15 protein-coding genes are annotated in these 22,403 nt (G+C 61.6%); 10 read left to right on the forward strand and 5 right to left on the reverse strand.

All coding sequences use genetic code 11. From position 1 onward, the window contains the following. From V8J63_RS11035 to tpx, 4 genes are all read right to left on the reverse strand, one after another. Positions 1-2,334: efflux RND transporter permease subunit (locus V8J63_RS11035; protein ID WP_336464040.1), on the reverse strand; the 2,334-nt coding region annotated here is incomplete at its 3' end. A 112-nt stretch (positions 2,335-2,446) separates the two neighbouring features. Next, positions 2,447-5,539 carry an MdtB/MuxB family multidrug efflux RND transporter permease subunit gene (locus tag V8J63_RS11040; protein ID WP_123442554.1) on the reverse strand — a complete coding sequence of 1,031 codons (3,093 nt, stop codon included), beginning with the start codon at positions 5,537-5,539 and terminating at the stop codon, positions 2,447-2,449. Then, on the reverse strand, positions 5,536-6,840 hold the full coding sequence (locus V8J63_RS11045; protein WP_024012866.1) for an MdtA/MuxA family multidrug efflux RND transporter periplasmic adaptor subunit: 1,305 nt from the start codon (positions 6,838-6,840) through the stop codon (positions 5,536-5,538). Before V8J63_RS11045 ends, V8J63_RS11040 begins: the two co-directional genes overlap by 4 nt. Before the next feature lie 174 nt (positions 6,841-7,014). After that, a complete protein-coding gene (gene tpx, locus V8J63_RS11050) occupies positions 7,015-7,515 on the reverse strand; it encodes a thiol peroxidase (RefSeq protein WP_130901988.1) in 501 nt (166 codons plus the stop codon). Between the two features lie 514 nt (positions 7,516-8,029). On the opposite strand from tpx, the gene V8J63_RS11055 reads away from it, so the two are divergent. The 10 genes from V8J63_RS11055 (at position 8,030) to V8J63_RS11100 (ending at position 20,929) form a co-directional block, all read left to right on the forward strand. Beyond that, positions 8,030-8,980 (forward strand): SphA family protein, encoded by a 951-nt coding sequence (locus V8J63_RS11055; protein ID WP_130901989.1) that lies wholly within the window; start codon positions 8,030-8,032, stop codon positions 8,978-8,980. 22 nt (positions 8,981-9,002) lie between these two features. Then, entirely contained in the window at positions 9,003-9,983 is a 981-nt protein-coding gene (locus V8J63_RS11060) for an AAA family ATPase (RefSeq protein WP_130901990.1), read from the forward strand. Then, positions 9,980-10,915, forward strand: coding sequence for a DUF58 domain-containing protein (locus V8J63_RS11065; RefSeq protein ID WP_130901991.1), 936 nt, complete (start codon positions 9,980-9,982; stop codon positions 10,913-10,915). Before V8J63_RS11060 ends, V8J63_RS11065 begins: the two co-directional genes overlap by 4 nt. Further along, a complete protein-coding gene (locus V8J63_RS11070) occupies positions 10,912-11,511 on the forward strand; it encodes a DUF4381 domain-containing protein (RefSeq protein ID WP_130901992.1) in 600 nt (199 codons plus the stop codon). Before V8J63_RS11065 ends, V8J63_RS11070 begins: the two co-directional genes overlap by 4 nt. After that, a complete protein-coding gene (locus tag V8J63_RS11075) occupies positions 11,498-12,490 on the forward strand; it encodes a vWA domain-containing protein (protein WP_110603412.1) in 993 nt (330 codons plus the stop codon). The genes V8J63_RS11070 and V8J63_RS11075 overlap by 14 nt, the downstream gene beginning before the upstream one ends. 1 nt (position 12,491) lies before the next feature. Beyond that, positions 12,492-14,072, forward strand: coding sequence for a VWA domain-containing protein (locus tag V8J63_RS11080; protein WP_336464041.1), 1,581 nt, complete (start codon positions 12,492-12,494; stop codon positions 14,070-14,072). After that, positions 14,069-15,511 carry a hypothetical protein gene (locus V8J63_RS11085; RefSeq protein ID WP_336464042.1) on the forward strand — a complete coding sequence of 481 codons (1,443 nt, stop codon included), beginning with the start codon at positions 14,069-14,071 and terminating at the stop codon, positions 15,509-15,511. Before V8J63_RS11080 ends, V8J63_RS11085 begins: the two co-directional genes overlap by 4 nt. Further along, on the forward strand, positions 15,508-16,530 hold the full coding sequence (locus tag V8J63_RS11090; protein WP_197890008.1) for an HAD family hydrolase: 1,023 nt from the start codon (positions 15,508-15,510) through the stop codon (positions 16,528-16,530). Before V8J63_RS11085 ends, V8J63_RS11090 begins: the two co-directional genes overlap by 4 nt. Before the next feature lie 71 nt (positions 16,531-16,601). Beyond that, entirely contained in the window at positions 16,602-18,176 is a 1,575-nt protein-coding gene (locus tag V8J63_RS11095) for an arylsulfatase (RefSeq protein ID WP_016774612.1), read from the forward strand. 248 nt (positions 18,177-18,424) lie between these two features. Then, a complete protein-coding gene (locus V8J63_RS11100) occupies positions 18,425-20,929 on the forward strand; it encodes a fused MFS/spermidine synthase (RefSeq protein WP_130887343.1) in 2,505 nt (834 codons plus the stop codon). Between the two features lie 619 nt (positions 20,930-21,548). Here V8J63_RS11100 and V8J63_RS11105 read toward each other — a convergent pair. Then, positions 21,549-22,226, reverse strand: a complete 678-nt coding sequence (locus V8J63_RS11105; protein ID WP_024012860.1) for a DUF3313 domain-containing protein — start codon at positions 22,224-22,226, stop codon at positions 21,549-21,551. Positions 22,227-22,403 lie beyond the last annotated feature (177 nt).

Below are 22,403 nucleotides of genomic sequence, written 5' to 3' on the forward strand. Positions count from 1 at the left end.
CGCACCGTCAGCGGTAATCACCTCGACCTGCTTGAGTGTCACCGGATCCTGGGCATATTTCGGATTGACCTCCATCACCACCTGGTACTGGTTGAGGCTGTCGTAGATCGTCGAAATCTGCCGCTGGCTGTAAGCGTTATTGAGCACGGCGGTGACCATGTTCATGTCGACCCCCAGGCGCTTCGCCTGATCCCGGTCGACAATCAGCGTCACCTGTTGCGCCCCGGCACCTTCGCGGGCATCGATGGCGGTCAGCTCGGGCAAGGCACGCAACGCGGTGACCACTTTCGGGAACCATTTGCGCAGCTCGGCGAGGTCGCCGCTTTGCAGGATGTAGGTGTATTGCGAACTGGTCTGCTCGCGGCCGCCACCAAACTGCAGATCCTGGTCGGCCATCAGCATCAACTGCGCCCCTGGCACCTTGGGCATTTCCTTGCGCAGGCGTTCTATGACCTTCTGCGCTGAAAGCTGGCGCTCCTTGATCGGCTTCAGGCGCACGATCATGAAGGCGTTGTTGGTGCCGTTGTTGCCGCCGATGAACCCGGCCACGCTTTCCACCGCTTCGTCCTTGAGCACGGCGCGGCGGAAGGTTTCCATTTTTGGCTGCATGACGTTGAACGACAGACCGTCGTCGCCACGCACGAAACCGATCAACTGGCCGGTGTCCTGCTGCGGCAGGAAGGTTTTCGGCACCACCACATAAAGCGCAATGTTGACGCCAACGGTGAGCAGCAGACTGAACAAGGTCAGACGGCGATGACGCAATACCCAGTCGAGGCTGGTGGCGTATTTGCCGACCATCCAGTCGTTGGTCTTGTGGCTCCAGCGTTGCAAGCGGTTTTCCTGGCCCGGCGTGTGCGGCTTGAGCCAGCGCGCGCAGAGCATCGGTGTCAGCGTCAGGGACACCACCAGCGACACCACGATTGCCGCCGCCAGGGTGATGGAAAATTCGCGGAACAGGCTTTCGACCAACCCGCCCATGAACAGGATCGACAGGAACACCGCCACCAGCGAGACGTTCATCGACAGCAGGGTAAAGCCGACTTCCTTGGCGCCGAGGTAAGCGGCCTGCATCGGCTTGACGCCTTCGTCGATGTGCCGGGAAATGTTTTCCAGCACCACGATGGCGTCGTCCACCACCAGACCGGTGGCGAGAATCAGCGCCATCAGCGACAGGTTGTTCAGCGAGAACCCGTAGAGGTACATCACCGCAAAGGTACCGACCAGCGACACCGGCACCGCCAGGGTCGGGATCAGCGAGGCGCGGAAGTTACCCAGAAACAGGTAAACCACCAGCACCACCAGGGCGACGGCGATCAGCAAGGTCATCTCGGCTTCGTGCAGCGTGGCCTTGATTACCGGCGAGCGATCCATGGCCAGATTGAGTTTGACGCTGGCCGGCAGCACCGCTTGCAGCGCGGGCAACTGTGCCTTGATCTCGTTGACCGTTTCGATGATGTTGGCGCCGGCCTGACGGTTGATCACCAGCAATACCGCCGCGTCGTCATTGAAGAAACCGCTGTTGTAACGGTCTTCGACGCCATCGCTGACTTTCGCCACGTCCTTGAGACGCAATGCGGCGCCGTCGGCGTAGTGAATGATCAACGACTCGTAATCCTTGGCTTTCTCCAACTGGTCGTTGGCCTGGATCTGCCACAAGCGCTCGCCGTCCTCGACCGAACCCTTGGGCCGGCGCACGTTAGCGTCGGCAATGGTCTTGCGCACATCGTCGAGGGCCACGCCGTACTGGTTGAGGGCCTGCGGTTCGAGCTCGATGCGCACCGCCGGCAGCGAACTGCCACCGATCTGCACTTCACCAACGCCCTGCACTTGCGACAGGCTTTGCGAGAGGATGGTCGAGGCCAAGTCGTAGAGCTGGCCTTTTTCCAGCACATCCGAAGTCAGCGACAGCACCATGATCGGCGCCTGCGACGGGTTGACCTTTTTATAGGTCGGCATGCTGCGCATCCCGCTCGGCAGCAGATTGCGCGAAGCATTGATCGCCGCCTGCACCTCCCGCGCCGCGCCGTTGATGTCGCGGTCGAGGTCAAATTGCAGAATCACCCGCGTCGAACCCTGACTGGAACGGCTGCTCATGGTATTGACGCCGGCAATTGCACCGAACGACCGCTCCAGCGGCGTCGCCACCGTCGAAGCCATCACCTCGGGACTGGCGCCCGGCAGACTGGCCTGGACGACGATCACCGGGAAGTCCATCTGCGGCAGCGGCGATACCGGCAACAGACCGAAGCTGACCCCGCCGAGCAACATGATTGCCAGGGAGAGCAGCATGGTTGCCACGGGGCGTTTGATGAAAGGGCCGGAGAGGTTCATAGCGTCGAGCTCCAAGCTGCAAGCTGCGAGCTACAAGCTGTTCCTGCGCGCGCAGGCTGCTGTTTTCTTGCAGCTTGAAGCTTGCAGCTTGCAGCTGCTTTCACCACGCCGCTCACACCACCTCTCCCGCGACAGGCTTGGTCCAACGCCGCCCCAACCGATCAAAAGCCAGGTAAATCACCGGCGTGGTGAACAGCGTCAACACCTGGCTCACCAGCAAACCGCCCACCATCACCAGACCCAACGGCTGACGCAGTTCCGCGCCAGACCCCGTGGCCAGCATCAGCGGCACTGCGCCGAACAACGCCGCCAGCGTGGTCATCAGAATCGGCCGAAAACGCAGCAGCGCCGCTTGATAGATCGCCTCGGCCGGGGCCATGCCCTGGGTGCGTTCGGCGTCAAGGGCGAAGTCGATCATCATGATCGCGTTCTTCTTGACGATGCCGATCAGCAGGATGATGCCGATGATCGCGATCATGCCCAAATCGTTGCCACTGAGCAGCAACGCCAGCAAGGCACCGACCGCTGCCGACGGCAAGGTCGAAAGAATGGTGATCGGGTGGATGTAGCTCTCGTAGAGCACGCCCAGGACGATGTACATGGTCACCACCGCCGCCAGAATCAGCAGCAAGGTGCTCGACAGCGAAGCCTGGAACGCTTGCGCCGCGCCCTGGAACTGGGTCTGCACGCCGACCGGCATGCCGATGTCCTGCTGCACTTGCTCGATGATGTCCACGGCATGCCCCAACGCCACGCCCGGCGCGAGGTTGAACGACATCATCACTGCCGGAAACTGGCCGATATGGGTGATCGCCAATTGCGCCTGACGTTCTTCGACATGCGCCAGACTCGACAGACGCACCTGCGCGCCGTCGGTGGTCTTGACGTGAATCTGATCCAGCGCCTGCGGGCCGATCTTTTCCCCGGCCTGGGCTTGCAGCACCACGCGGTACTGGCTGGCCTGGGTGTAAATGGTCGAAATCTGCCGCTGGCCGAACGCGTCGTACAGCGCATCGGTGATATTCGCCACCGACACGCCAAGGCGCGATGCGGCGTCGCGGTCGATCACCAGATAGACCTGCAAGCCTTTGTCTTGCAAATCACTGGCAACGTCGGTCAACTCCGGACGCTGCGCCAGGGCTTCGACCAGACGTCCGCTCCACTGGCTGAGCAATTCGGAGTCCGGCGAAGACATGCTGAACTGATACTGGGTGCGGCTGACCCGATCCTCAATGGTCAGATCCTGCACCGGCTGCATGAACAAACGAATGCCGACCAGTTTGTCCAGTTTTGGTTGCAGGCGGGAAATCACTTCGCTGGCCGTCAGATCGCGCTCGCCATGGGGCTTGAGGTTGATCAGCAAGCGGCCGCTGTTGAGCGTGGCGTTGTCGCCGTCGACGCCAATGTAGGACGACAGGCTCTGCACCGCCGGATCTTCGAGAATGATCTTCGCCAGTTGCTGCTGCCGTTCGCCCATCGCCGCGAAGGAGATCGACTGCGGCGCTTCGGAAATACCCTGAATCACCCCGGTGTCCTGCACCGGAAAGAAACCCTTCGGCACGATGACGTAAAGGAATACGGTCAACGCCAGTGTGCCGATGGCGACCAGCAAGGTCAGCGGCTGATGCTTGAGCACCCAGCGCAGCATCCGCCCGTATTCGTTGATCATCCAGTCGATGAACGCACCGCTGGCGCGATAGAAACGGCCTTGCTCGTGTTCCTGCGGTTCACGCTTGAGCAGACGCGCGCACATCATCGGCGTCAGGGTCAGCGACACCACCAGGGAAATCAGGATCGCCACCGCCAGGGTGATGGCGAACTCGCGGAACAGGCGCCCCACCACGTCGGCCATGAACAGCAACGGAATCAGTACGGCGATCAGCGACAGGGTCAGGGAAATCAGGGTGAAGCCGATCTGCTTCGCGCCCTTGAGCGCGGCCTGCATCGGGCTGTCACCCTCTTCGATGAAGCGTGAAATGTTCTCGAGCATGACGATGGCATCGTCGACCACGAAGCCGGTGGCAATGGTCAGCGCCATCAACGTCAGGTTGTTCACCGAGAAACCGGCGAGGTACATCACGCCAAAGGTGCCGATCAGCGACAGCGGCACGGCGACCGAGGGAATGATCGTCGCACTGGCGCGGCGCAGAAACAGGAACGTGACCATGACAACCAGCGCGATGGCGATCAGCAGTTCGTGTTGCACGTCGGTGACCGAGGCGCGGATGGTCTGGGTGCGGTCTGTGAGCACAGTGACGTCGAGGCCGGCCGGCAGGTTGTCGGTGATGCTCGGCAGCAAGGCCTTGATGCGGTCAACCACTTCGATAACGTTGGCGCCTGGCTGACGCTGGATATTCAGCAACACCGCCTGATTCTGGTTGGCCCACGCAGCGAGACGCTCGTTCTCGGCGCCATCGACGATTTCCGCGACGTCCTTGAGCCGCAACGGCGCGCCGTTCTTGTAGGTCAGGATCAGATTCGCGTAGTCCTCGGGCGAGGTCAGTTGGTCGTTGGCATCGAGCATCGACACCCGGGTCGGGCCATCGAAGTTGCCTTTCGGCTGGTTGACGTTGGAGGCGCCGATCAGCGTGCGCACGTCCGACAAATTGAGGCTGTTGGCCGCGAGCGCTTCGGGGTTGACCTTGATTCGTACCGCCTGACGCTGGCCACCAGCGATGCTGACCATGCCGACGCCGCTGATCTGGGCGATTTTCTGCGCCATGCGCGTATCGACCAAGTCATTGAGCTTGGGCAGCAGCATGGTTTTCGAAGTGATGGCCAGGGTCAGCACCGGGGTGTCCGCCGGGTTGACCTTGTTGTACACCGGCGGCGCCGGCAGGTCGGTCGGCAGCAGGTTGGTCGCGGCATTGATCGCGGCCTGCACCTGCTGCTCGGCGACGTCCATGTTGATGTCGAGGCTGAAACGCAGGGTCAGCACCGAAGCGCCGCCGGAGCTGGTCGAAGCCATTTGCGTCAGGCCCGGCATCTGCCCGAACTGGCGTTCAAGCGGCGCGGTGACGGCGCTGGTCATCACGTCCGGACTGGCGCCGGGGTACAGGGTCATGACGCGGATGGTCGGGTAATCGACCTGCGGCAAGGCCGAAACCGGCAGCAGGCGATAAGCGATCAGGCCGGCCAGGACAATGGCCAGCATGCTCAGGGTGGTGGCTACCGGACGGAGGATGAACAGCCGCGAAATGTTCATGCGCCCTTCTTGGCCTTTTCAGCGGTGGTCGCATCGGGATTGGCGGCGGATTTACCTTGCAGGTGCTCGGTCGGCGAGGTCGGCACTTCGCTGCTGTCATTGACCACTTCGACTTCGCTGCCCTCCTTCAGGCGATCGGTGCCTTCAAGCACAACGCGATCGCCCGCGGCGAGGCCTTCGGTGACCACGGTGTTGTCACCGTCGCTGGCACCGATTTTCAGCTGGCGAATGGTGACTTTCCTGTCGCCGTCCAGCGCATAGACGAAGGTGCCATTGGTGCCGAACTGGATCGCTGCCGACGGCGCCAGCACTACACCTTTGAGCGTGTCGGCCAGCAAATGAACGTTGACGAACTGGTTGGGGAACAGCGACTGGTCGCGGTTATCGTAACGGGCCTTGAATTTCAAAGTGCCGGTAGCGACGTCGATCTGGTTGTCGAGGCTTTGCAGCACGCCGGTGGCTTGCAGCTTGGTGTCGCCGCGATCCCACGCTTCGGCAGGCAACTTGGCGCCACTGCGGTAACGGGCCAGCACGGTGTCGAGGCTGTTCTCCGGCAGGGTGAAGGCCACGCTGATCGGTTGCGTCTGGGTGATCACCGCGAGGAACGTGGTGTCGTTGGCGGCTACGAGGTTGCCGACGTCGACCTGACGCAGACCGACGCGACCGGCAATCGGCGCGCGGATCTTGGTGAATTCGAGATTGAGCTTGGCATCGTTGACCGCTGCCTGATTGGTCTTGACCGTGCCCAGATACTGCCCCACCAGCGCTTCGGCGGTGTCGAGGGTCTGTTTGGCGATGCTGTCTTCTTTATACAGCCCACGATAACGCTCGACGTCGACCTGGGCGTTTTTCAGTTGCGCCTGATTCTGCAGCAACGTGCCTTCGGCCTGGAGCAAAGCATTCTGGTAAGGACGCGGATCGATCTCGGCCAGCAGGTCGCCCGCCTTGACCATCTGCCCTTCTTCAAAATGAATCTTCACCAGTTCGCCGCCCACCCGGCTGCGCACATTGATGGTATTGAGCGCGGTGACCGTGCCCAGTGCCTTGTAATACAGCGGGAAGTCGCCCTTCACCGCTGGCGCCACTCGCACCGGAATCGGCCCGGTACCGCCGCCGAAGCCCGGCCGCATCATTCCCGAGCGCCCGGTATGGCCGGCGGCCGCTTTGTCGCCGCCCGCCTTGTCAGCAGAGCCGGCGGGCCAGAACTTCCAGCACAGGACAGCGATGACCAACAGGACCAGCAGGCTGATCAGCCAGCGACGGGATTTGCGGGGGGACGATTGCATGGAGTTATTGACCATTGGGCGCGTGGGCTTCTATTACGGGAGGCTGAACGATAAGCACTGAGTGGATTTAAGCAAAGCAGCTTTACCGGCAATTTACCTTCCACTTACGTTTCAAGGTGTGAGGCAAAACCCTGATACACAAATGAAAACGGCCTGGACAGGGCCAGGCCGTTAACAATTGTAAAAGCCTTACTTGAGAACGGACAGTGCCGCTTCGTAGTTAGGCTCTTCGGCGATTTCCTTGACCAGTTCGCTGTGCAGGACGGTGTCGTTTACGTCCAGCACCACAACGGCGCGAGCGGTCAGGCCTTTCAGCGGGCCGTCAGCGATGGCCACGCCGTAGTTTTCGATGAACTCGCTGCCGCGCAGGGTCGACAGGTTCTGTACGTTTTCCAGACCTTCGGCGCCGCAGAAGCGCGCCTGGGCGAACGGCAGGTCAGCGGAGATGCACAGCACCACGGTGTTGCTGATGTCGTTGGCCTGGGCGTTGAACTTGCGCACGGAAGTGGCGCAGGTCGGGGTGTCGACGCTTGGGAAGATGTTGAGGACTTTGCGCTTGCCGGCGAAGTCTTTCAGGGTGACGTCGGACAGATTGCCGGCTACCAGGGAAAAGGCTGGCGCCTTGGAACCGGCTTGTGGCAACTGGCCGTTGACTTGAACCGGATTGCCTTTGAGGGTGACTTGAGCCATGACTTGAGTCCTTCTGTTTTTTGATTGGAAAGCATGCAAGAGGCGGAAGTTAACCACGAAATCGGCTGGCGACCTATGCCCCGTTGGAAATTGTTGGGCGCTCCACGGCGAGATTGTATACAGGTCCTGTGGGAGCGAGCCTGCTCGCGAAATCGGGTATCGATATCAGAAACGTGTGTCAACTCGGCTACCGCTTTCGCGAGCAGGCTCGCTTCCACAGAAGTTTGCAGTGCCACCCCAACCACCTTCGATTAAGCCCGGCTCCGACGATTAGAGGTGTGATATGTGCACCGCGTCCCCCGCACCAACGAATTAATTCCTTCGACTGGCTAACCCCCGATTAGCTGCTAGTTTCAGAAGGACGTGTCCTACAGGCTTGATAAGCAAAGGGATAACGCAGTAGCGGCGCGACAGTGCTCAGTTGTCCGGAAAAACACCATGGAATCGGGAAATGATCTGCAGTCGAGCCGGGAATAGAGGATTTCTGCCGCGGCCGGGTGGCGCGGCGTTCGCCATGCTCAAGCCACGGAGCGGGCGTCTCCTCCTCTTGCTGTGCCTGGGCGTCAGTCCATCGCTGTTCGCCGCAGAAGGTGGCGTCGGCCGGCCGATCACGGGCCAGCAAGTGTTCGCCAATGCTGGCATCGTGCCGCCGGAGCCGGGCTGGGTAATGTCGTTGACCAGCATCTGGTACGACGGCTCGCTCAAGGGCAGCGACGGCGCACCGATTTCCGGCGCGATCAGTGGCGGGATCGACGTGAAAGTCTCCTACACCATAGCCAACTTCACCCATGTCTGGAACACCGGCAAGGGCCGCTGGAATTTCGCCTCGGCAATGGGCCTGCCGGTGCAATACACCGACATCAAGGCGAGCATCACCGGCCCGCGCGGGCGCACTTTGGGTGACAGTGATTCCGGCACGCAGTTTGCCGATGCGCTGATCACCCCGCTCGCCGCTGGTTATCACTTCGACGAACTCAATCATCTCTCGCTGTCGCTACCGATCTACGTGCCGACCGGCGCCTATAACAAGGATCGCCTGGCCAATCCCGGACAGAACAATTACACGTTCATGCCGACCGTGGCCTTTACCCATCTCGACGGCAAGGGCGGCGAGTTCACCTTGTCCAGCGGGCTGGAGTTCTACACCGAGAACGACGCTACCGACTATCGCAACGGCAACATCTTCACCCTCGACGCCCTCTGGACTCACGGCTTGGGCAATGGCTGGAACGCCGGACTTGCCGCCGGCTACGTGCAGCAACTGACCGACGACAAAGGCCAGACCGCCGATGTCTTCAATGGCTATCGCGGCCGTTCGGTCGGCGCCGGCCCGGTGATTGGCTGGGCCGGAAAGTTCGCCGATGCCCAGGCCAATATCAGCGCGCGCTGGGTGCCGGAGTTCGACACCAAAAACCGCCCCGAGGGCAACGGCTTCAGCGTCAATCTGACCCTGGCGTTTTTCTAGACCCGGACACAAAGGACTGCCCATGACAGCGCTCACCGACCTCAACGCCCTGCAAGCCAGCATCGCCGAAGCGGTGCTCGGCCAGGATCAAGTCATCCGGCAGATTCTGCTCGGGCTGTTGGCCAATGGTCATTTGCTCCTGGAGAGCCTGCCCGGGCTGGCCAAGACACGCACGGTCAAGGCACTGGCCAAACACCTTGATGCCAAGATGAGCCGAATCCAGTTCACCCCCGACCTGTTGCCCTCGGACATCACTGGCGCCGAGGTGCTGCACCAGGTCGAGGGCAAAAACGAGATCCGATTCCAGCCAGGTCCGCTGTTCGGCAATCTGATCCTCGCCGACGAAATCAACCGCGCCCCGGCCAAGGTCCAGGCGGCGCTGCTCGAAGCCATGGAGGAACGCCAGATCACCGTCGCCGGCAACAGCCATGCGCTACCGGAGCTGTTCATCGTGGTGGCGACGCAGAACCCGATCGAGCAGGAAGGCACCTACCCACTGCCGGAAGCGCAGATGGACCGTTTTCTGATGAAGGTGCTGCTCGATTACCCCAGCGCCGAAAACGAAAGCCAGGTGCTGCGCCTGCTGCGCAACGAAGAGTTTGCCCAAGGTGCGAGCACCACGTCGGTGAAGAATTTCACTTTGGCGCAGGAGGTGATTTTTGCTGCGCGCAAGGAAGTCAGCGCGGTGCACGTTTCACCGGCCATCGACACTTACCTGATTGACCTGATCAACGCCACCCGCCACCCCGCCGACTACGACGAAGACCTCGCACGCTGGATCGCCATTGGTGCCAGTCCCCGTGGCGGCATTGGCCTGGACCGCTGCGCCCGTGCCGATGCGTGGCTGCAGGGGCAGGATTTCGTTTCGCCGGACAACGTCCGCGCCGTGGTCCATCCGGTGTTGCGCCATCGTTTGCAGCTGAGTTACGACGCGGTTGCCGATGGCGTCAGCGCCGATCAGGTGCTCGACCGGATTCTCGACAAAGTGGCGATTCCCGCATGAAGGACGAAGGTCTGGTCTACGTCTCTCTGGCGCAATTGATGGCGCTGGAGTTCAAGGCCCGTGACCTGAGCTTTCTTGCCCGACAGCCGCAGGGCAGCATCCTCGCCGGCAACCACGCCTCGCGGCTGCGCGGTCGCGGGCTGAATTTCGACGAGTTGCGCCGCTACCAACCGGGCGATGACCTGCGCCACCTCGACTGGCGCGCTTCGTTGCGTACCGGCAAACCGGTGGTGCGCACTTTCACCGAAGAACGCGACCGCCCGGCCCTGATCGTGGTCGACCAGCGCATGTCGATGTTCTTCGGCTCGCAGCGCAGCTTCAAATCGGCAGTCGCCGCCGAACTCGCCGCGCTGGCGGCGTGGATGGTTTTTCATGCCGGGGATCGGGTTGGCGGTCTGGTCTTCAACGACCAGCGTATCGACAGCATCGCGCCGTTGCGCAGTCGCAAGCGTGTCGAAGCGCTGCTCAGCCGCGTAGTGCAGCAAAACCGCGCGCTGAACGCCGGTAATCCCGACGCCGAAGATGAGGACCAACTGGACAAAGCCTTGCAGCGCTGCCTCGGTGTGGCCGGGCACGACCACTTGATCTGCATCGTCAGCGACTTTGCCGGCGCCGGTGAACGCACCTTGCAATTGATGCGGCAGCTGTCGGCGCACAACGATGTGATTGCCTTGCAGGTCTATGATCCGCTGGCGCTGAAACTGCCGAACAACGGTCGACTGCTGGTCACCCAGGGCGAGTTGCAGGTCGAACTGGCGATCGAGAAACGTAACGTGCAGCAGCCGCTGGGGGATTTTCTCAGCGGGCGGCTCAAGGACGTCGCCACCCTGCTGCGCCGCAGTCAGGTGCCGCTGATGATGATCAGCACCGCCGAGGACGCCCATGGGCAGCTGCGCGCCGAACTGGGCAAAAGCGCCGGGGGCGCGCGATGAACCGGAATATCCCCAGCATCGATCAGCTCAAGGAGCTGGCCCTGCCCGCGCCCGTCAGCTATGCGCCGCAAACCTGGGGCTGGTGGCTGTTGCTGGCGGTGCTGGTGCTCGCCGCGCTGTTGCTCGGCCTGCGCAGATACTGGCAATGGCGCCGCGACCGCTATCGCCGTGAAGCCCTTGCCCGACTGGCACAGTTGCGCGGCCGCAGCGACGACCTCAACGCCCTGCGCGAATTGCCTGAGCTGCTCAAACGCGTAGCCCTGTCCATGCCCACTCGATCGCGGCGCTGGAATGCATTCCCTGTGGGAGCGAGCCTGCTCGCGAAGACGTCAGCGCATGCAATACCTCGACCCACTGACACAGCGCTTTCGCTAGCAGGTTCGCTCCAACAAGGGCCGGCGGCGCTTGGCAGAGATGACTGGCAGGATTTTCTGCAACGGCACTGCAAAAACAGAATGCCTGCCGACTTCAGCACGCAACTGGCCCAACTCGCCTACGCGCCGGACCCCGTATTGCGCGCCCTCCCCGCAGCGCAACGGCAAATGCTCTTCGACAGCTGCCAATACTGGGTGGAGCATCACCATGTGGCAGCTTGATTACCCCTGGCTGTTACTCCTGCTGCCGCTGCCCTGGCTGGCTTACCGCTTTCTGCCCGCCTACAACGAAGCCCGCAGTGCCGTGCGCGTACCGTTTTTCGGCGCGATGAGCCGCGCGGTCGGCGAAGCGCCAGGCACCGCGGGCAGTCGGCGCAATCGCTGGCAACTGCTGCTCAATGTGCTGGTGTGGGCGCTGATTCTGCTGGCCGTGTCACGTCCGGTGTATGTCGAAAAGCCAATCGAACGCCAGCAACCGGTGCGCGACCTGATGCTCGCCATCGACCTGTCGCAGTCGATGGAAACCGAGGATTTCACTAACGCCCAAGGCGAAAAAATCAATCGCCTGGCGGCGGTCAAAGAAGTGGTGCAAGGCTTTATCGACAAACGCAAGGACGACCGCATCGGCCTGATCGTATTTGGCAGCGGTGCCTACCCACAGGCCCCGCTGACCCTCGATCACGCCAGCCTGTCGTTGTTGCTGGCCGATACCGGGATCGGCATGGCCGGCCCCAACACAGCGATCGGCGATGCAATCGGGCTCAGCCTGAAATTGCTCGACAAGGCCCATGAGCAGGAAAAAGTCCTGATTCTGCTGACCGATGGCAACGACACCAGCAGCGCTATCACCCCGGATCACGCCGCCGAAATGGCGGCCAACAAAGGCGTGGTCATTCATACCATCGGCATCGGCGACCCCGACGCTTCCGGCGAAGCGAAGGTCAATCTACAAGGCCTCGAACAGATCGCCAATACCACCGGCGGCCGCTTCTTCCGCGCCGAAGATCGCGCGGCACTGGATCAGGTCTACACCACCCTCGACCAGCTCACCCCGCATCAGGTGAAAACCCTTAGCCATCAACCGCAGCGAGAACTGTTCTACTGGCCGCTGGGTGCAGCATTGCTGTTGTTGGCGCTGTATCAGCTCGGCGCGTTGTTGCACCCGCGTCTGATGGATGCGCGGCAACGGCAGGAAGCCTGAGATGGAAATCAACCTGAGCGATTTCCACTTTCTGCGCCCGCTGTGGCTGTTGCTTGCGCTGTTCGGCGCAATGCTGCCACTGATCTGGCGTCGCAGCCGCGACCTGCAAAAGCGCCTGCGCGGCAATATCGCCGAACACTTGCTGCCGCACTTGTTGATCACCCCGCAGGATCACCAGCGCTGGCGCCCGGTGCACCTGCTCTGTGCGCTGCTGATCCTCGGCGCACTCGCCGCGGCCGGGCCGACGTGGGAACAGGATCGCCCGGACTTTCTCGAGAACCGCGCACCACTGATCGTTGCCGTCGACCTTTCGCCGTCGATGGACGCCAACGACGTGCAGCCGACGCGGCTGGAGGCGGTCAAGCACAAGCTGCATGATCTGCTGCAACGTCGCGCCGCTGCGCGGACCGCACTGATCGCCTATGCCGGCAGCGCGCATCTGGTGTTGCCACCGACCGACGATCCGGCGCTGCTCGACAGTTTCATCCAGGCCCTGGGCACGGGCTTGATCGACAAACCCGGCAAGAACGTCGCCGCCGTGATCGATCAAGCGAAACGCTTGCTCAGCGCCGAGAACACCCCGGGCAGTCTGCTGCTGATGACTGATGGGGCCGATACCACGCAACTCGATGATCTGCAAAAACACCTCGACGGCAGTGCCTTGCAGGTTCTGGTTCTGGCGGTGGGCAGCGAAGACGCGGGCGTCATCACTACCGCCAGCGGCCAGCCGAAAATCGACAGCAGCGGACGACCAGTGCTCGGCAGTTTCGATCAAGCGGCCCTCAAGCAATTGGCCTCGGCCGTCGACGCGCCGCTCGGCAGCCTGACCCTCAATAACGATGACCTGGAGTGGATCGAGTTGCACGCACGGCAACACTTCCAGAGCGCCAGCGCCGAACAGCGCGAATTGCACTGGAAGGACGCCGGTTACTGGCTCTGCTGGCCGTTGCTGTTACTGGCGCTGTTCAGCGTACGCAAAGGCTGGAGCGTCAACTGGATGCCGGCGCTGTTTTTGGCCGTAGGGTTGGGCTGGCCTGCGGCGCCGGCGCAGGCCAACGCCCTCACCGATGCGTTTTTCACCCGCGACCAACAAGGCCGCTGGGCGTTTGAGCATGATCGTTTGCCCGAAGCCGCAGCGCTGTTCGTCGACCCGTACTGGAAAGGTATCGCGGCCTATCACGCTGCCGATTACGACTTGGCAATGGCGACCTTCGCCCGCCTGGACACGCCGCAGGCGTACTTCTACCTGGGCAACATTTACGTGCGCCGCTTCAAGTTCGATCAGGCGATTGCCGCCTACAGCCAGGCGTTGAAACTGCAGCCGCAATTTCCCGAAGCGACCGCCAATCTGGCCTTGGCTCAGGCACTGCTCAAGGACACCGAAAGCGCAGAGAAAAACGCTCCGCAAACCAAACCCGATGAAGTCAAACTCGACAAGGCACCCGGTAAAGGTCAGAGCAAAAAGGTCGAGACCCAGCAAGCGGCGTCCGACGCGCTGTGGCTGGAGAACCTGACCACCTCGCCGGCGAAGTTTCTAAGGCAGAAATTCAGTCTGCAGGATCAGCAGGGAGACCGGCCATGAACCTCCGGCACCTGAGCGCCGCCATCGCTGGCAAGCCAGCTCCCACAGGGAATTTCTGTGTAGTTGCAAACTTTGTGAAGATTGCTGTGATTTGTGGGAGCTGGCTTGCCAGCGATGGCGGCAGAACAATCAGCGCAAAACTCAGCGCCCTGCTGCTGACCAGCCTGCTCTCTCTGAATGTTTTTGCAGCCCCAGCGCAACTGAAGGTCGAGGCTCACCTCAACCCTAGCGAAGGCGCGATGGTCGGCGGGCTGGTTGAACTGCAACTCGACGTGCTCACCGACACCTGGTTCACCAGCGCCGCCACCCTGCCCGATCTGCAACTCGACGGTGCGCTGGTGATGCCGCCGAACGGCCAGGCGCAGCATCTGAACCAGACCATCGATGGCCAATCGTTCAATGGCTTGCGCTATAGCTATCTGATCACGCCCGACGTCGCGCGCAGTTTCGATATCCCGGCGCTGACCGTACGCGCCACACTGGGCCAGGCCACTGAAGAAATCAGCGCACAGAGCCAGCCGCTGAGTTTCAGCGCAGCCCAGCCGCCCGGTTTCTCGCCCGGGGAGACGCCTTTGGTCGCCAGTGGGTTGCGCTTGAAACAGATCGTTACCAATTCGGCCACACCGCTGAAAGTCGGCGACAGCATCACCCGTGAGCTCACCCTGCAAGCCGATGGCGCGCTGGCGATGGCCCTGCCGATTCCGACCTTCGGTGATGTCGACGGCTTGAGTCGCTACGCGAAGACGCCACAAGTCACTGCGCTGGATGACGGTCGCGGCAATATCCTCGGCGGCCAACGTGTCGACAGCGCCAGCTATCGCATCGACAGTGCCGGTACTTACACGCTGCCTGCGATCCGCGTGAAATGGTGGGACGCCTCTGCGAGGCAGATCCGCAGCGCCGAGGTGCCGGCCGTGAGCTTCGAGGCCGCAGCCAACAACGCCTATAAACCGGTGTTTTCGCTCGCCGAAGACCTCAGGCAACTGCAACAGAATCAATTGCACTTCTCCAGCCGCTGGCTGCTCTGGCTGGCGCTGGCGGTCGGCCTCGCCGTCGGTGTGTACTTGCTGCGGCCCGTCGCCGTTCACGCCCATCAACGCAGGCTCGCACATAAACGGGCGAAGCAATTGGCCTGGCAGCATTCGCCCGCTTTCGCCTGGCAACAAATCGCCCCGCAACTGCAAGCCAGGCCGGCGCAACTGACCGCGCTGTACCTGTGGCTGCGGCGTAGTCGTCTGGGCTTGAAACTCACGGGCGCCGGGCCACGTTTGCAGGGATTGTTACGCGGGCTTTACGGCCGTCAGTCTGCCGCCGATCAAACACTTGTTCAGCTTCGCCAATCGTTGTCTACGCTTCAAAGTCAGGTCGCCCGCCAACAGGCGAAACCCGCACCGGCCCTGCGCCCGCTCAACCCTGTGCATGAGAAGGATTTCACATGATCAACCCGTTGCTGCGTCGCCAACGTTTCGGTCTTGCCCTGCTGTTGACACTGGTTCTGCCCCTGCTGGCACAGGCGAATGAACCGCTGCCGTCATGGAACGACGGCCCGGCCAAGAAGAGCATTATCGAGTTCGTCCAGGCCGTGACCGACCAGAGCAGCAAGGACTTCGTCAAACCGGCCGATCGCATCGCCGTGTTCGACAATGACGGTACCTTGTGGAGCGAGCAACCGGCTTACTTCGAATTGCTGTTTGCCTTCGACGAGGTCAAGCGCACCGTCGCACAACACCCGGAATGGAAAACCACACAGCCGTTCAAAGCGGTGCTGGAAAATGATCACAAGGCCCTCGCCGCGTCGGGCATGGAGGGTTTGCTGCAGATCGTCGGCGCCACCCACAGCGGCATGACCACCGAAGCCTTCGATGACTACGCGAAAACCTGGTTCAGCCAGGCGCGCCACCCGAAAACCGGCAAGCCCTACACGGAAATGATCTTCCAGCCGATGCTGGAAATGCTCGACTACCTGCGCAGCCAGAACTTCAAGACTTACATCGTTTCCGGCGGCGATACCGGCTTCATGCGCGCCTTCGCCGAGAAGGTCTACGGCATCCCGCCGGAACAGGTGATCGGTACCACGTTCGTCACCTCTTACCAGTTCAAGGACGGCAAAGCGTCGATCGTGCGCACGCCGAAAGTCGCGCACAACGACGACGGGCCGGGCAAACCGGTCAGCATCGATGCGGTCATCGGTCGACGGCCGATCCTCGCCTTTGGCAACTCCGACGGCGACCTGCAGATGCTGCAGTGGACCGCCGCCGGGCCGGGCAAGCGCCTGATGGGGCTGGTGCACCACACCGATGCCAAGCGCGAGTGGGCTTATGACCGGCAATCGAACATCGGCCGACTCGACAAGGCCCTCGATGAAGCGAACTCCCGTGGCTGGACGGTGGTGGACATGGCGTCGGAATGGCGCCGGATCTATCCGTTCGATCCGCCGGCAACCGAGCAAGTGCAATAAGAAAGCGTAATGCAGGAGAGCAGTAAACGTTTGTCGCAAAAAACGACCCCCGTGCAAAAGGAGCAAGTCAGATGACTCGCATACGCAAGTGGCTACCGAAACTCGCCCTGGTGGCAACCTCGGTGATGGCGCTGTCGGCAACCGCCACAGCGGCTGAAAAACCCAACATTCTCGTGATCTTCGGCGACGACATCGGCCAGACCAACATCAGTGCCTATTCCATGGGCGTGGTCGGATACAAGACGCCGAATATCGACCGTATTGCCAAAGAAGGCATGATCTTCACCGATTACTATGCCGAAAACAGTTGCACGGCCGGACGCTCGTCGTTCATCACCGGGCAGACGCCATTGCGGACCGGCTTGTCCAAGGTCGGCATGCCCGGGGTCCCGGTGGGCTTGCAGCCACGCGATGTGACCATTGCCCAAGCGCTGAAAGCCCAGGGCTATGCCACGGGTCAATTCGGCAAGAACCACTTGGGCGACAAAGACGAATATCTGCCGACCAATCATGGTTTCGACGAGTTCTTCGGCAACCTGTATCACCTCAACGCCGAAGAGGAACCGGAGCGTCCGTACTGGCCCAAGGATGATGCCGAGTTCGTCAAGGCCGCCTCGCCTCGTGGCGTGATCCACAGTTTTGCCGACGGCAAGATTGAAGACACCGGCGCGCTGACCAAGAAACGCATGGAGACCATCGACGACGAAACCACTGCGGCAGCGCAAGCGTTCATCGAGAAACAGGCCAAGGCGGACAAACCGTTCTTTGTCTGGATGAACACCACACGCATGCATGCCTTCACTCACGTGCGCGAATCCATGCAAGGCCAAAGCGGCATGGTCGGCAACGAATATGCCGATGGCATGCTCGAGCATGACGGCGACGTCGGCAAGCTGCTCAAGACACTGGATGACTTGAAGCTGACCGAGAACACCATCGTCGTCTACACCACCGACAACGGCCCGAACCAATGGTCGTGGCCTGACGCTGCAACGACGCCGTTCCGCAACGAGAAAAACTCGAACTGGGAAGGCGCGTACCGGGTACCGGCGATGATTCGCTGGCCGGGCAAAGTCAAGGCAGGCGAAGTCTCCACGCAGATGTTCTCCGGTCTGGACTGGTTCCCGACACTGTTGGCCGCCGTGGGCGACACCGACATCAAGGACCGCTTGCTCAAGGGCGCCGACATCGGCGGCAAGAACTTCAAAGTGCACCTGGACGGCTATAACCAGCTGGACTACCTGACGGGTAAAACCGACAAGAGCGCGCGCAAGGAGTTCTACTACTTCAACGATGATGGTGCGTTGGTCAGCATGCGTTTCAACGATTGGAAACTGGTGTTCTGTGAGCAACGCGCGCCGGGCGGACTGCAGGTGTGGAGCGAACCGTTCACCTGCCTGCGTGTGCCGAAAATGTTCAACCTGCGCATGGACCCGTACGAACGCGCCGATGTCGTGTCTGACCAGTACTATGACTGGCTGACGAAAAACGACTATCTGATTTTCGACGGTACCCGCCGCGCGGCGAAGTTCCTGCAGACCTTCGTCGACTATCCACCTAGCCAGCGTCCGGCGAGCTTCAGCATCGACCAGATCCGCGAGGACGTGGATCGCCGTATCGAAGAAAAAATGAAGAAAGCCCAGTAACACCGCTGTACCGCCGCTCGCCTTCATCGGCGGGCGGCCCTGTTTTGAACAAGCGACCGGGTCGGTTTCGTTTGCTAGCAGGCTCGCTCCCACAAGGTTTTCTGCGATCGATCCCACGCTCTGCGTGGTAACGCAGCCCGGGACGCTCGGCGTCCAATGCCGAAGCGGACGCGGAGCGTCCAGTGAGGCATTCCCACGCAGAGCGTGGGAACGATCAACATCAGCCAATCCATAACAAGGCTCACCGCATGTCCTCACGTATCGCCAGCAAGCCGTCGGCCATACCCGTTCCGCAAGCCGCGTCCACCATCTCAATGATCCCTGCCCTGCTGCTATGCATCTCCGGCGCGGCAGCGTTGGTCTATCAGGTGTTGTGGATCAAACAGCTGTCGCTGGTGGTCGGCGTCGAGGTCTATGCAATCACCACCGGCATCAGCGCGTTTTTCGCCGGGCTCGCGCTCGGCGGCTGGCTATTCGGGCGCTGGGCCGATCGCTTGCAACAGCCGGTTCTGCTGTATGCCGGGCTGGAAGTACTGGTGGCGATACTCGGCGTTGGCGCGACAGTGGCCATGAGTCTGGCGGGCAGTGCGTTTGCCTGGTTGCAAGGTCATGTCGGCGTGCTTGCGTGGTTGCTGCCGTTTGCGCTGGTGGGCATTCCGGCGGTGTTGATGGGCGGGACGCTGCCGGTGCTGGTGCGCTCACTGGCGGCTGAGCCGGGCAAGGCCGGCGGTCAGTTGTATGCGGCGAATACGCTGGGCGCGATCGTCGGCACTTTGCTCGCCGCGTTCGTACTGATCGCCAGCCTCGGCGTGCGCGGCAGTGCGCTGTTCGCCGCGATGCTCAATCTGCTCGCCGCGGCCGGTGCGCTGTGGTTGCAGCGCCAGCAGCCAGTGGCGCTGGCCGCGCCGGTCAAACACGGCAACGCCAAAGCACCCGACCGCACTGCGCTGTGGCTCTACGCAGTCGCCGGGGGCGTGGCGTTGGGCTATGAGGTGGTCTGGTCACAATCGATCGTGCAATTCATGAGCACGCGCACCTATGCGTTTGCTGTGGTGCTGGCGACTTACCTGACCGGGCTGTTTATCGGCAGCGCCCTGCTCGCCCGTCGCGTCGAGCGCATTCGCGACCCATGGGGCGTATTCGGCTTGTTGATTGCCGGTGCAGGTCTGATTGCGCTGCTGGAGATCGCCGTGCTCGGCCGCTGGCTGGTGCTCGCGCAGAGCCATGCGGAAACCTGGCTGCTGAGTCTGGGCGTCAGCGAGCTGGCCGGTATGAGTGCGCGCTTTGCCGTGGCGGCGCTGAGCATCGTGTTTGTGCCGACCCTGCTGCTCGGCGCGGCGTTTCCTCTGGCGCTGCGCCTGAGTGTCGGCAGCGAACGTGTGGGCCGCGATGTCGGCGCCGTTGTCGCGTTCAACACCCTGGGCGGGATCATCGGTGTGATGCTTTGCGGCTTCGTATTGATTCCCTTGCTGGGCCTTGTGCGCACCCTCGGCCTACTGGCGCTCGTCGCAGCGACAATCGGTTATCTGGCGGTGCGCAAGGGCCATGGCGTGGCGAAAGGTCGGCGCCAGGCCGTGGTCGCACTAGGTCTGGTTTGCGTTGCAGTGGCGGTACTGACGCCCGTCGACAAACTGGCCAGCCTGTTGCCCGGCGCACGCAACGGCACGCTGGCCTTCTACGAGGAAGGACGCGGCGGCACGGTCGCGGTGGTCACTCAGGGACGTGGCGAAAACAGCTTCCACCGTTTGTACATCCAGGGCGTGTCGAACACCGGCGATGCCATGCCGTCGCTGCGCTACATGCGCATTCAGGCGCTGCTGCCGCTGCTGATCCACAACGGTGAACCGCGCTCGACCCTGGTGATCGGCTTCGGCACCGGCATCACCGCAGGCGCCATGCTGCGCTATCCGGGGCTGGAACATCGCGTGGTTGCCGAATTGCTGCCATCGGTGGTGAAAGCGGCGCCCCTGTTCAAGGGCAACTTCAATGCCGCCAGCGATCCCGGCGTCGACGTTCGCCTGCGCGACGGTCGCCAGGAACTGCTGCGCAGTGCACAGACCTACGACGTGATCACCCTGGAACCGCCACCGCCCTCCGCTGCCGGCGTTGTCAATTTGTATTCGCGGGACTTCTACCAGCTGGCCGCCAGTCGCTTGCAGGATCAGGGCATCGTTGCGCAGTGGCTGCCGCTGCCGACGCAGAATATCGACGACTCGCGCTCACTGGTGCGCAGCTTCCTCGACGTGTTCCCGCATGCCTCGCTGTGGACCAGCGAGTTCCACGAAATGTTGCTGGTTGGCTCAATGAAACCGATGCAACTGGACGCCGCGAAAATCACCGCGCGCTTCCAACAGGACAGCGTACGCAACACCCTGCAGGACGTCGGCATCGGCTCGGCGGCGGCGCTGCTGGCCACCTGGGTCACCGATCGCACCGGCCTGGAGCGCTTCGCCGCCGATGCACCGGCAGTGACTGATGATCAGCCGCGCATCGAATACGCGCCATGGGTACGCAGCAAGGAAATCACCCGCGTGCTACCGGCGCTGCTGGACCTGTATCAGCCACCTACACTGGTCAATGCCGATGCCGGGTTCAGTGAACGCATGGAAACGCATCGGCAGCGGTTGATGCAGTTTTATCGGGCAAGCCTGCACGCCTACGACGGCGATCGGGACGCCTGGGGGCGGGATATCCGGGAAGTGATGCAAGGGGATCGGGCGAACCCATATTTTCGCTGGTTTGTCGGGCAGTAAGGCGGGGACTGACAGGGTGCCTTCGCGAGCAGGCTCGCTCCCACAGTATGACCGAGTACCACCGGTGATTTGGGTTGACTGTCAGGCCGTCATCGCGAGCAGGCTCACTCCTACAAGGGGGGCGGTGTGCATCAGGAAAAATCAGGTCGACTGTCAGGCCGCCTTCGCGAGCAGGCTCGCTCCCACAAAAGCAAAAGCAAAGCAGCGCAGCTGCCGCGGCGAAGCCGCCCCACTCAACAATGAGCGTTAGCTCGAGTGCTTTTGATCTTGATCCACCGGCGACGTCGGAAGGCTGAGCGGAGGGATTGATCCGGGGGTGGGAGCGTAGCGACCGTCTGGCGCAGCCAGACACAGCGGAAGGAGGTGCAGCGAAGCAAACCGTAGCCGCTGCGCCCGGATCGATCCCGCAGCGAAGGAACCCGAGCCTGCGAGGGCCGAACGTAGGAGCAAGCCTTTTTGGGTACTTTTTCGGCGTTTGGAAAAAGTGCCTCGCCGTAAGGGCGAAACCGTAATCAGCAACACCCGCAGCAACGGATATGTACCCAAAAAACCAGGAGGCAGGCCCCACCAAAATAGCGGGAGCCAGCCTGCTCGCAAAGAGGTGTCAAGCCTCACGACATCACTTGGCCTCGGACTTGAGCTTCAGATACGTCTGATGCATGTCACTCGCCCAACCATCGATCACCGCTTTGACATCAGTGGCTTTCATCACCTGCGAGGAATTTTCCAGCGGCTGACCGGTGCCCTTGCGCACCACTTGAGCCACCACCTTGTTACTGCTGCCGTCGAGGAACACCGCCTCAGTGGCCAACGTGGTTTCCTGATCGCGAATACCGGTGGCCGTACTCACCGCAGCAGCAACCAGCGCAATCGGAATCACCTCATACACATGCAGGCCTTCGGTCTTGCTGCTCACCGCAGTGATCGCCGGCCGTATCACGATGACGCCAGGCCCCGGGCCGGTGGCCAGCGGCAGCGACTTGCTCAGCTCACGCTTGAGCGCCTGATCGTAATAACTGGTGATGCCATTGAGGGTTTGCTGGGGGATTTTTTCCGTCGCTTGCGGCTTCGGATACAACTGGCTCGGTTCGACATAGACGCTGCTGAATTTGTTGATGTCGAGTTTCGGGTCCATCCAGCGCATCACCTCGGCACCCGACGGTGATTTGGTCTCCTTCAGTTGACTGTAATCCTTGAGAAAACCGGAGTACTGGTCTGGCTCGACGGTTTTGCTGGAACAACCCACCACACCCAGGGTGGCGATGCACAGCGTGCCCATCATTGCGGCTAGCTTCATGCTGTAACTCCTGTCAGAAGGCCAAATCGTTTGCATAGGGGGAGTTACAGGTATAGCTAAAACCGCAGCAATTGCGATTGCAAATTACAAAATTCACACGGCGCTGCGCAGCAAGTCACAGCGCTTATTTGACAGACGCGCTGCATGCGGCAAAGCTGCATCCAGATGTATGCACGC

The sequence above is a fragment of the Pseudomonas sp. CCNWLW23 genome (genome assembly GCF_037095675.1).
In the GTDB taxonomy this organism is placed as follows: Bacteria; Pseudomonadota; Gammaproteobacteria; order Pseudomonadales; family Pseudomonadaceae; genus Aquipseudomonas; species Aquipseudomonas atacamensis.

Excerpts from the sequence above, each read along its gene's own strand:
- V8J63_RS11090 (WP_197890008.1), top strand. The coding sequence starts at position 15,508 with ATGATCAACCCGTTGCTGCGTCGCCAACGTTTCGGTCTTGCCCTGCTG.
- V8J63_RS11055 (WP_130901989.1), top strand. The coding sequence starts at position 8,030 with ATGCTCAAGCCACGGAGCGGGCGTCTCCTCCTCTTGCTGTGCCTGGGC.
- V8J63_RS11085 (WP_336464042.1), top strand. The coding sequence starts at position 14,069 with ATGAACCTCCGGCACCTGAGCGCCGCCATCGCTGGCAAGCCAGCTCCC.
- V8J63_RS11065 (WP_130901991.1), top strand. The coding sequence starts at position 9,980 with ATGAAGGACGAAGGTCTGGTCTACGTCTCTCTGGCGCAATTGATGGCG.
- V8J63_RS11100 (WP_130887343.1), top strand. The coding sequence starts at position 18,425 with ATGTCCTCACGTATCGCCAGCAAGCCGTCGGCCATACCCGTTCCGCAA.
- V8J63_RS11045 (WP_024012866.1), bottom strand. The coding sequence starts at position 6,840 with ATGGTCAATAACTCCATGCAATCGTCCCCCCGCAAATCCCGTCGCTGG.
- V8J63_RS11105 (WP_024012860.1), bottom strand. The coding sequence starts at position 22,226 with ATGAAGCTAGCCGCAATGATGGGCACGCTGTGCATCGCCACCCTGGGT.
- V8J63_RS11075 (WP_110603412.1), top strand. The coding sequence starts at position 11,498 with ATGTGGCAGCTTGATTACCCCTGGCTGTTACTCCTGCTGCCGCTGCCC.
- V8J63_RS11080 (WP_336464041.1), top strand. The coding sequence starts at position 12,492 with ATGGAAATCAACCTGAGCGATTTCCACTTTCTGCGCCCGCTGTGGCTG.
- V8J63_RS11095 (WP_016774612.1), top strand. The coding sequence starts at position 16,602 with ATGACTCGCATACGCAAGTGGCTACCGAAACTCGCCCTGGTGGCAACC.
- V8J63_RS11040 (WP_123442554.1), bottom strand. The coding sequence starts at position 5,539 with ATGAACATTTCGCGGCTGTTCATCCTCCGTCCGGTAGCCACCACCCTG.
- V8J63_RS11060 (WP_130901990.1), top strand. The coding sequence starts at position 9,003 with ATGACAGCGCTCACCGACCTCAACGCCCTGCAAGCCAGCATCGCCGAA.
- tpx (WP_130901988.1), bottom strand. The coding sequence starts at position 7,515 with ATGGCTCAAGTCACCCTCAAAGGCAATCCGGTTCAAGTCAACGGCCAG.
- V8J63_RS11070 (WP_130901992.1), top strand. The coding sequence starts at position 10,912 with ATGAACCGGAATATCCCCAGCATCGATCAGCTCAAGGAGCTGGCCCTG.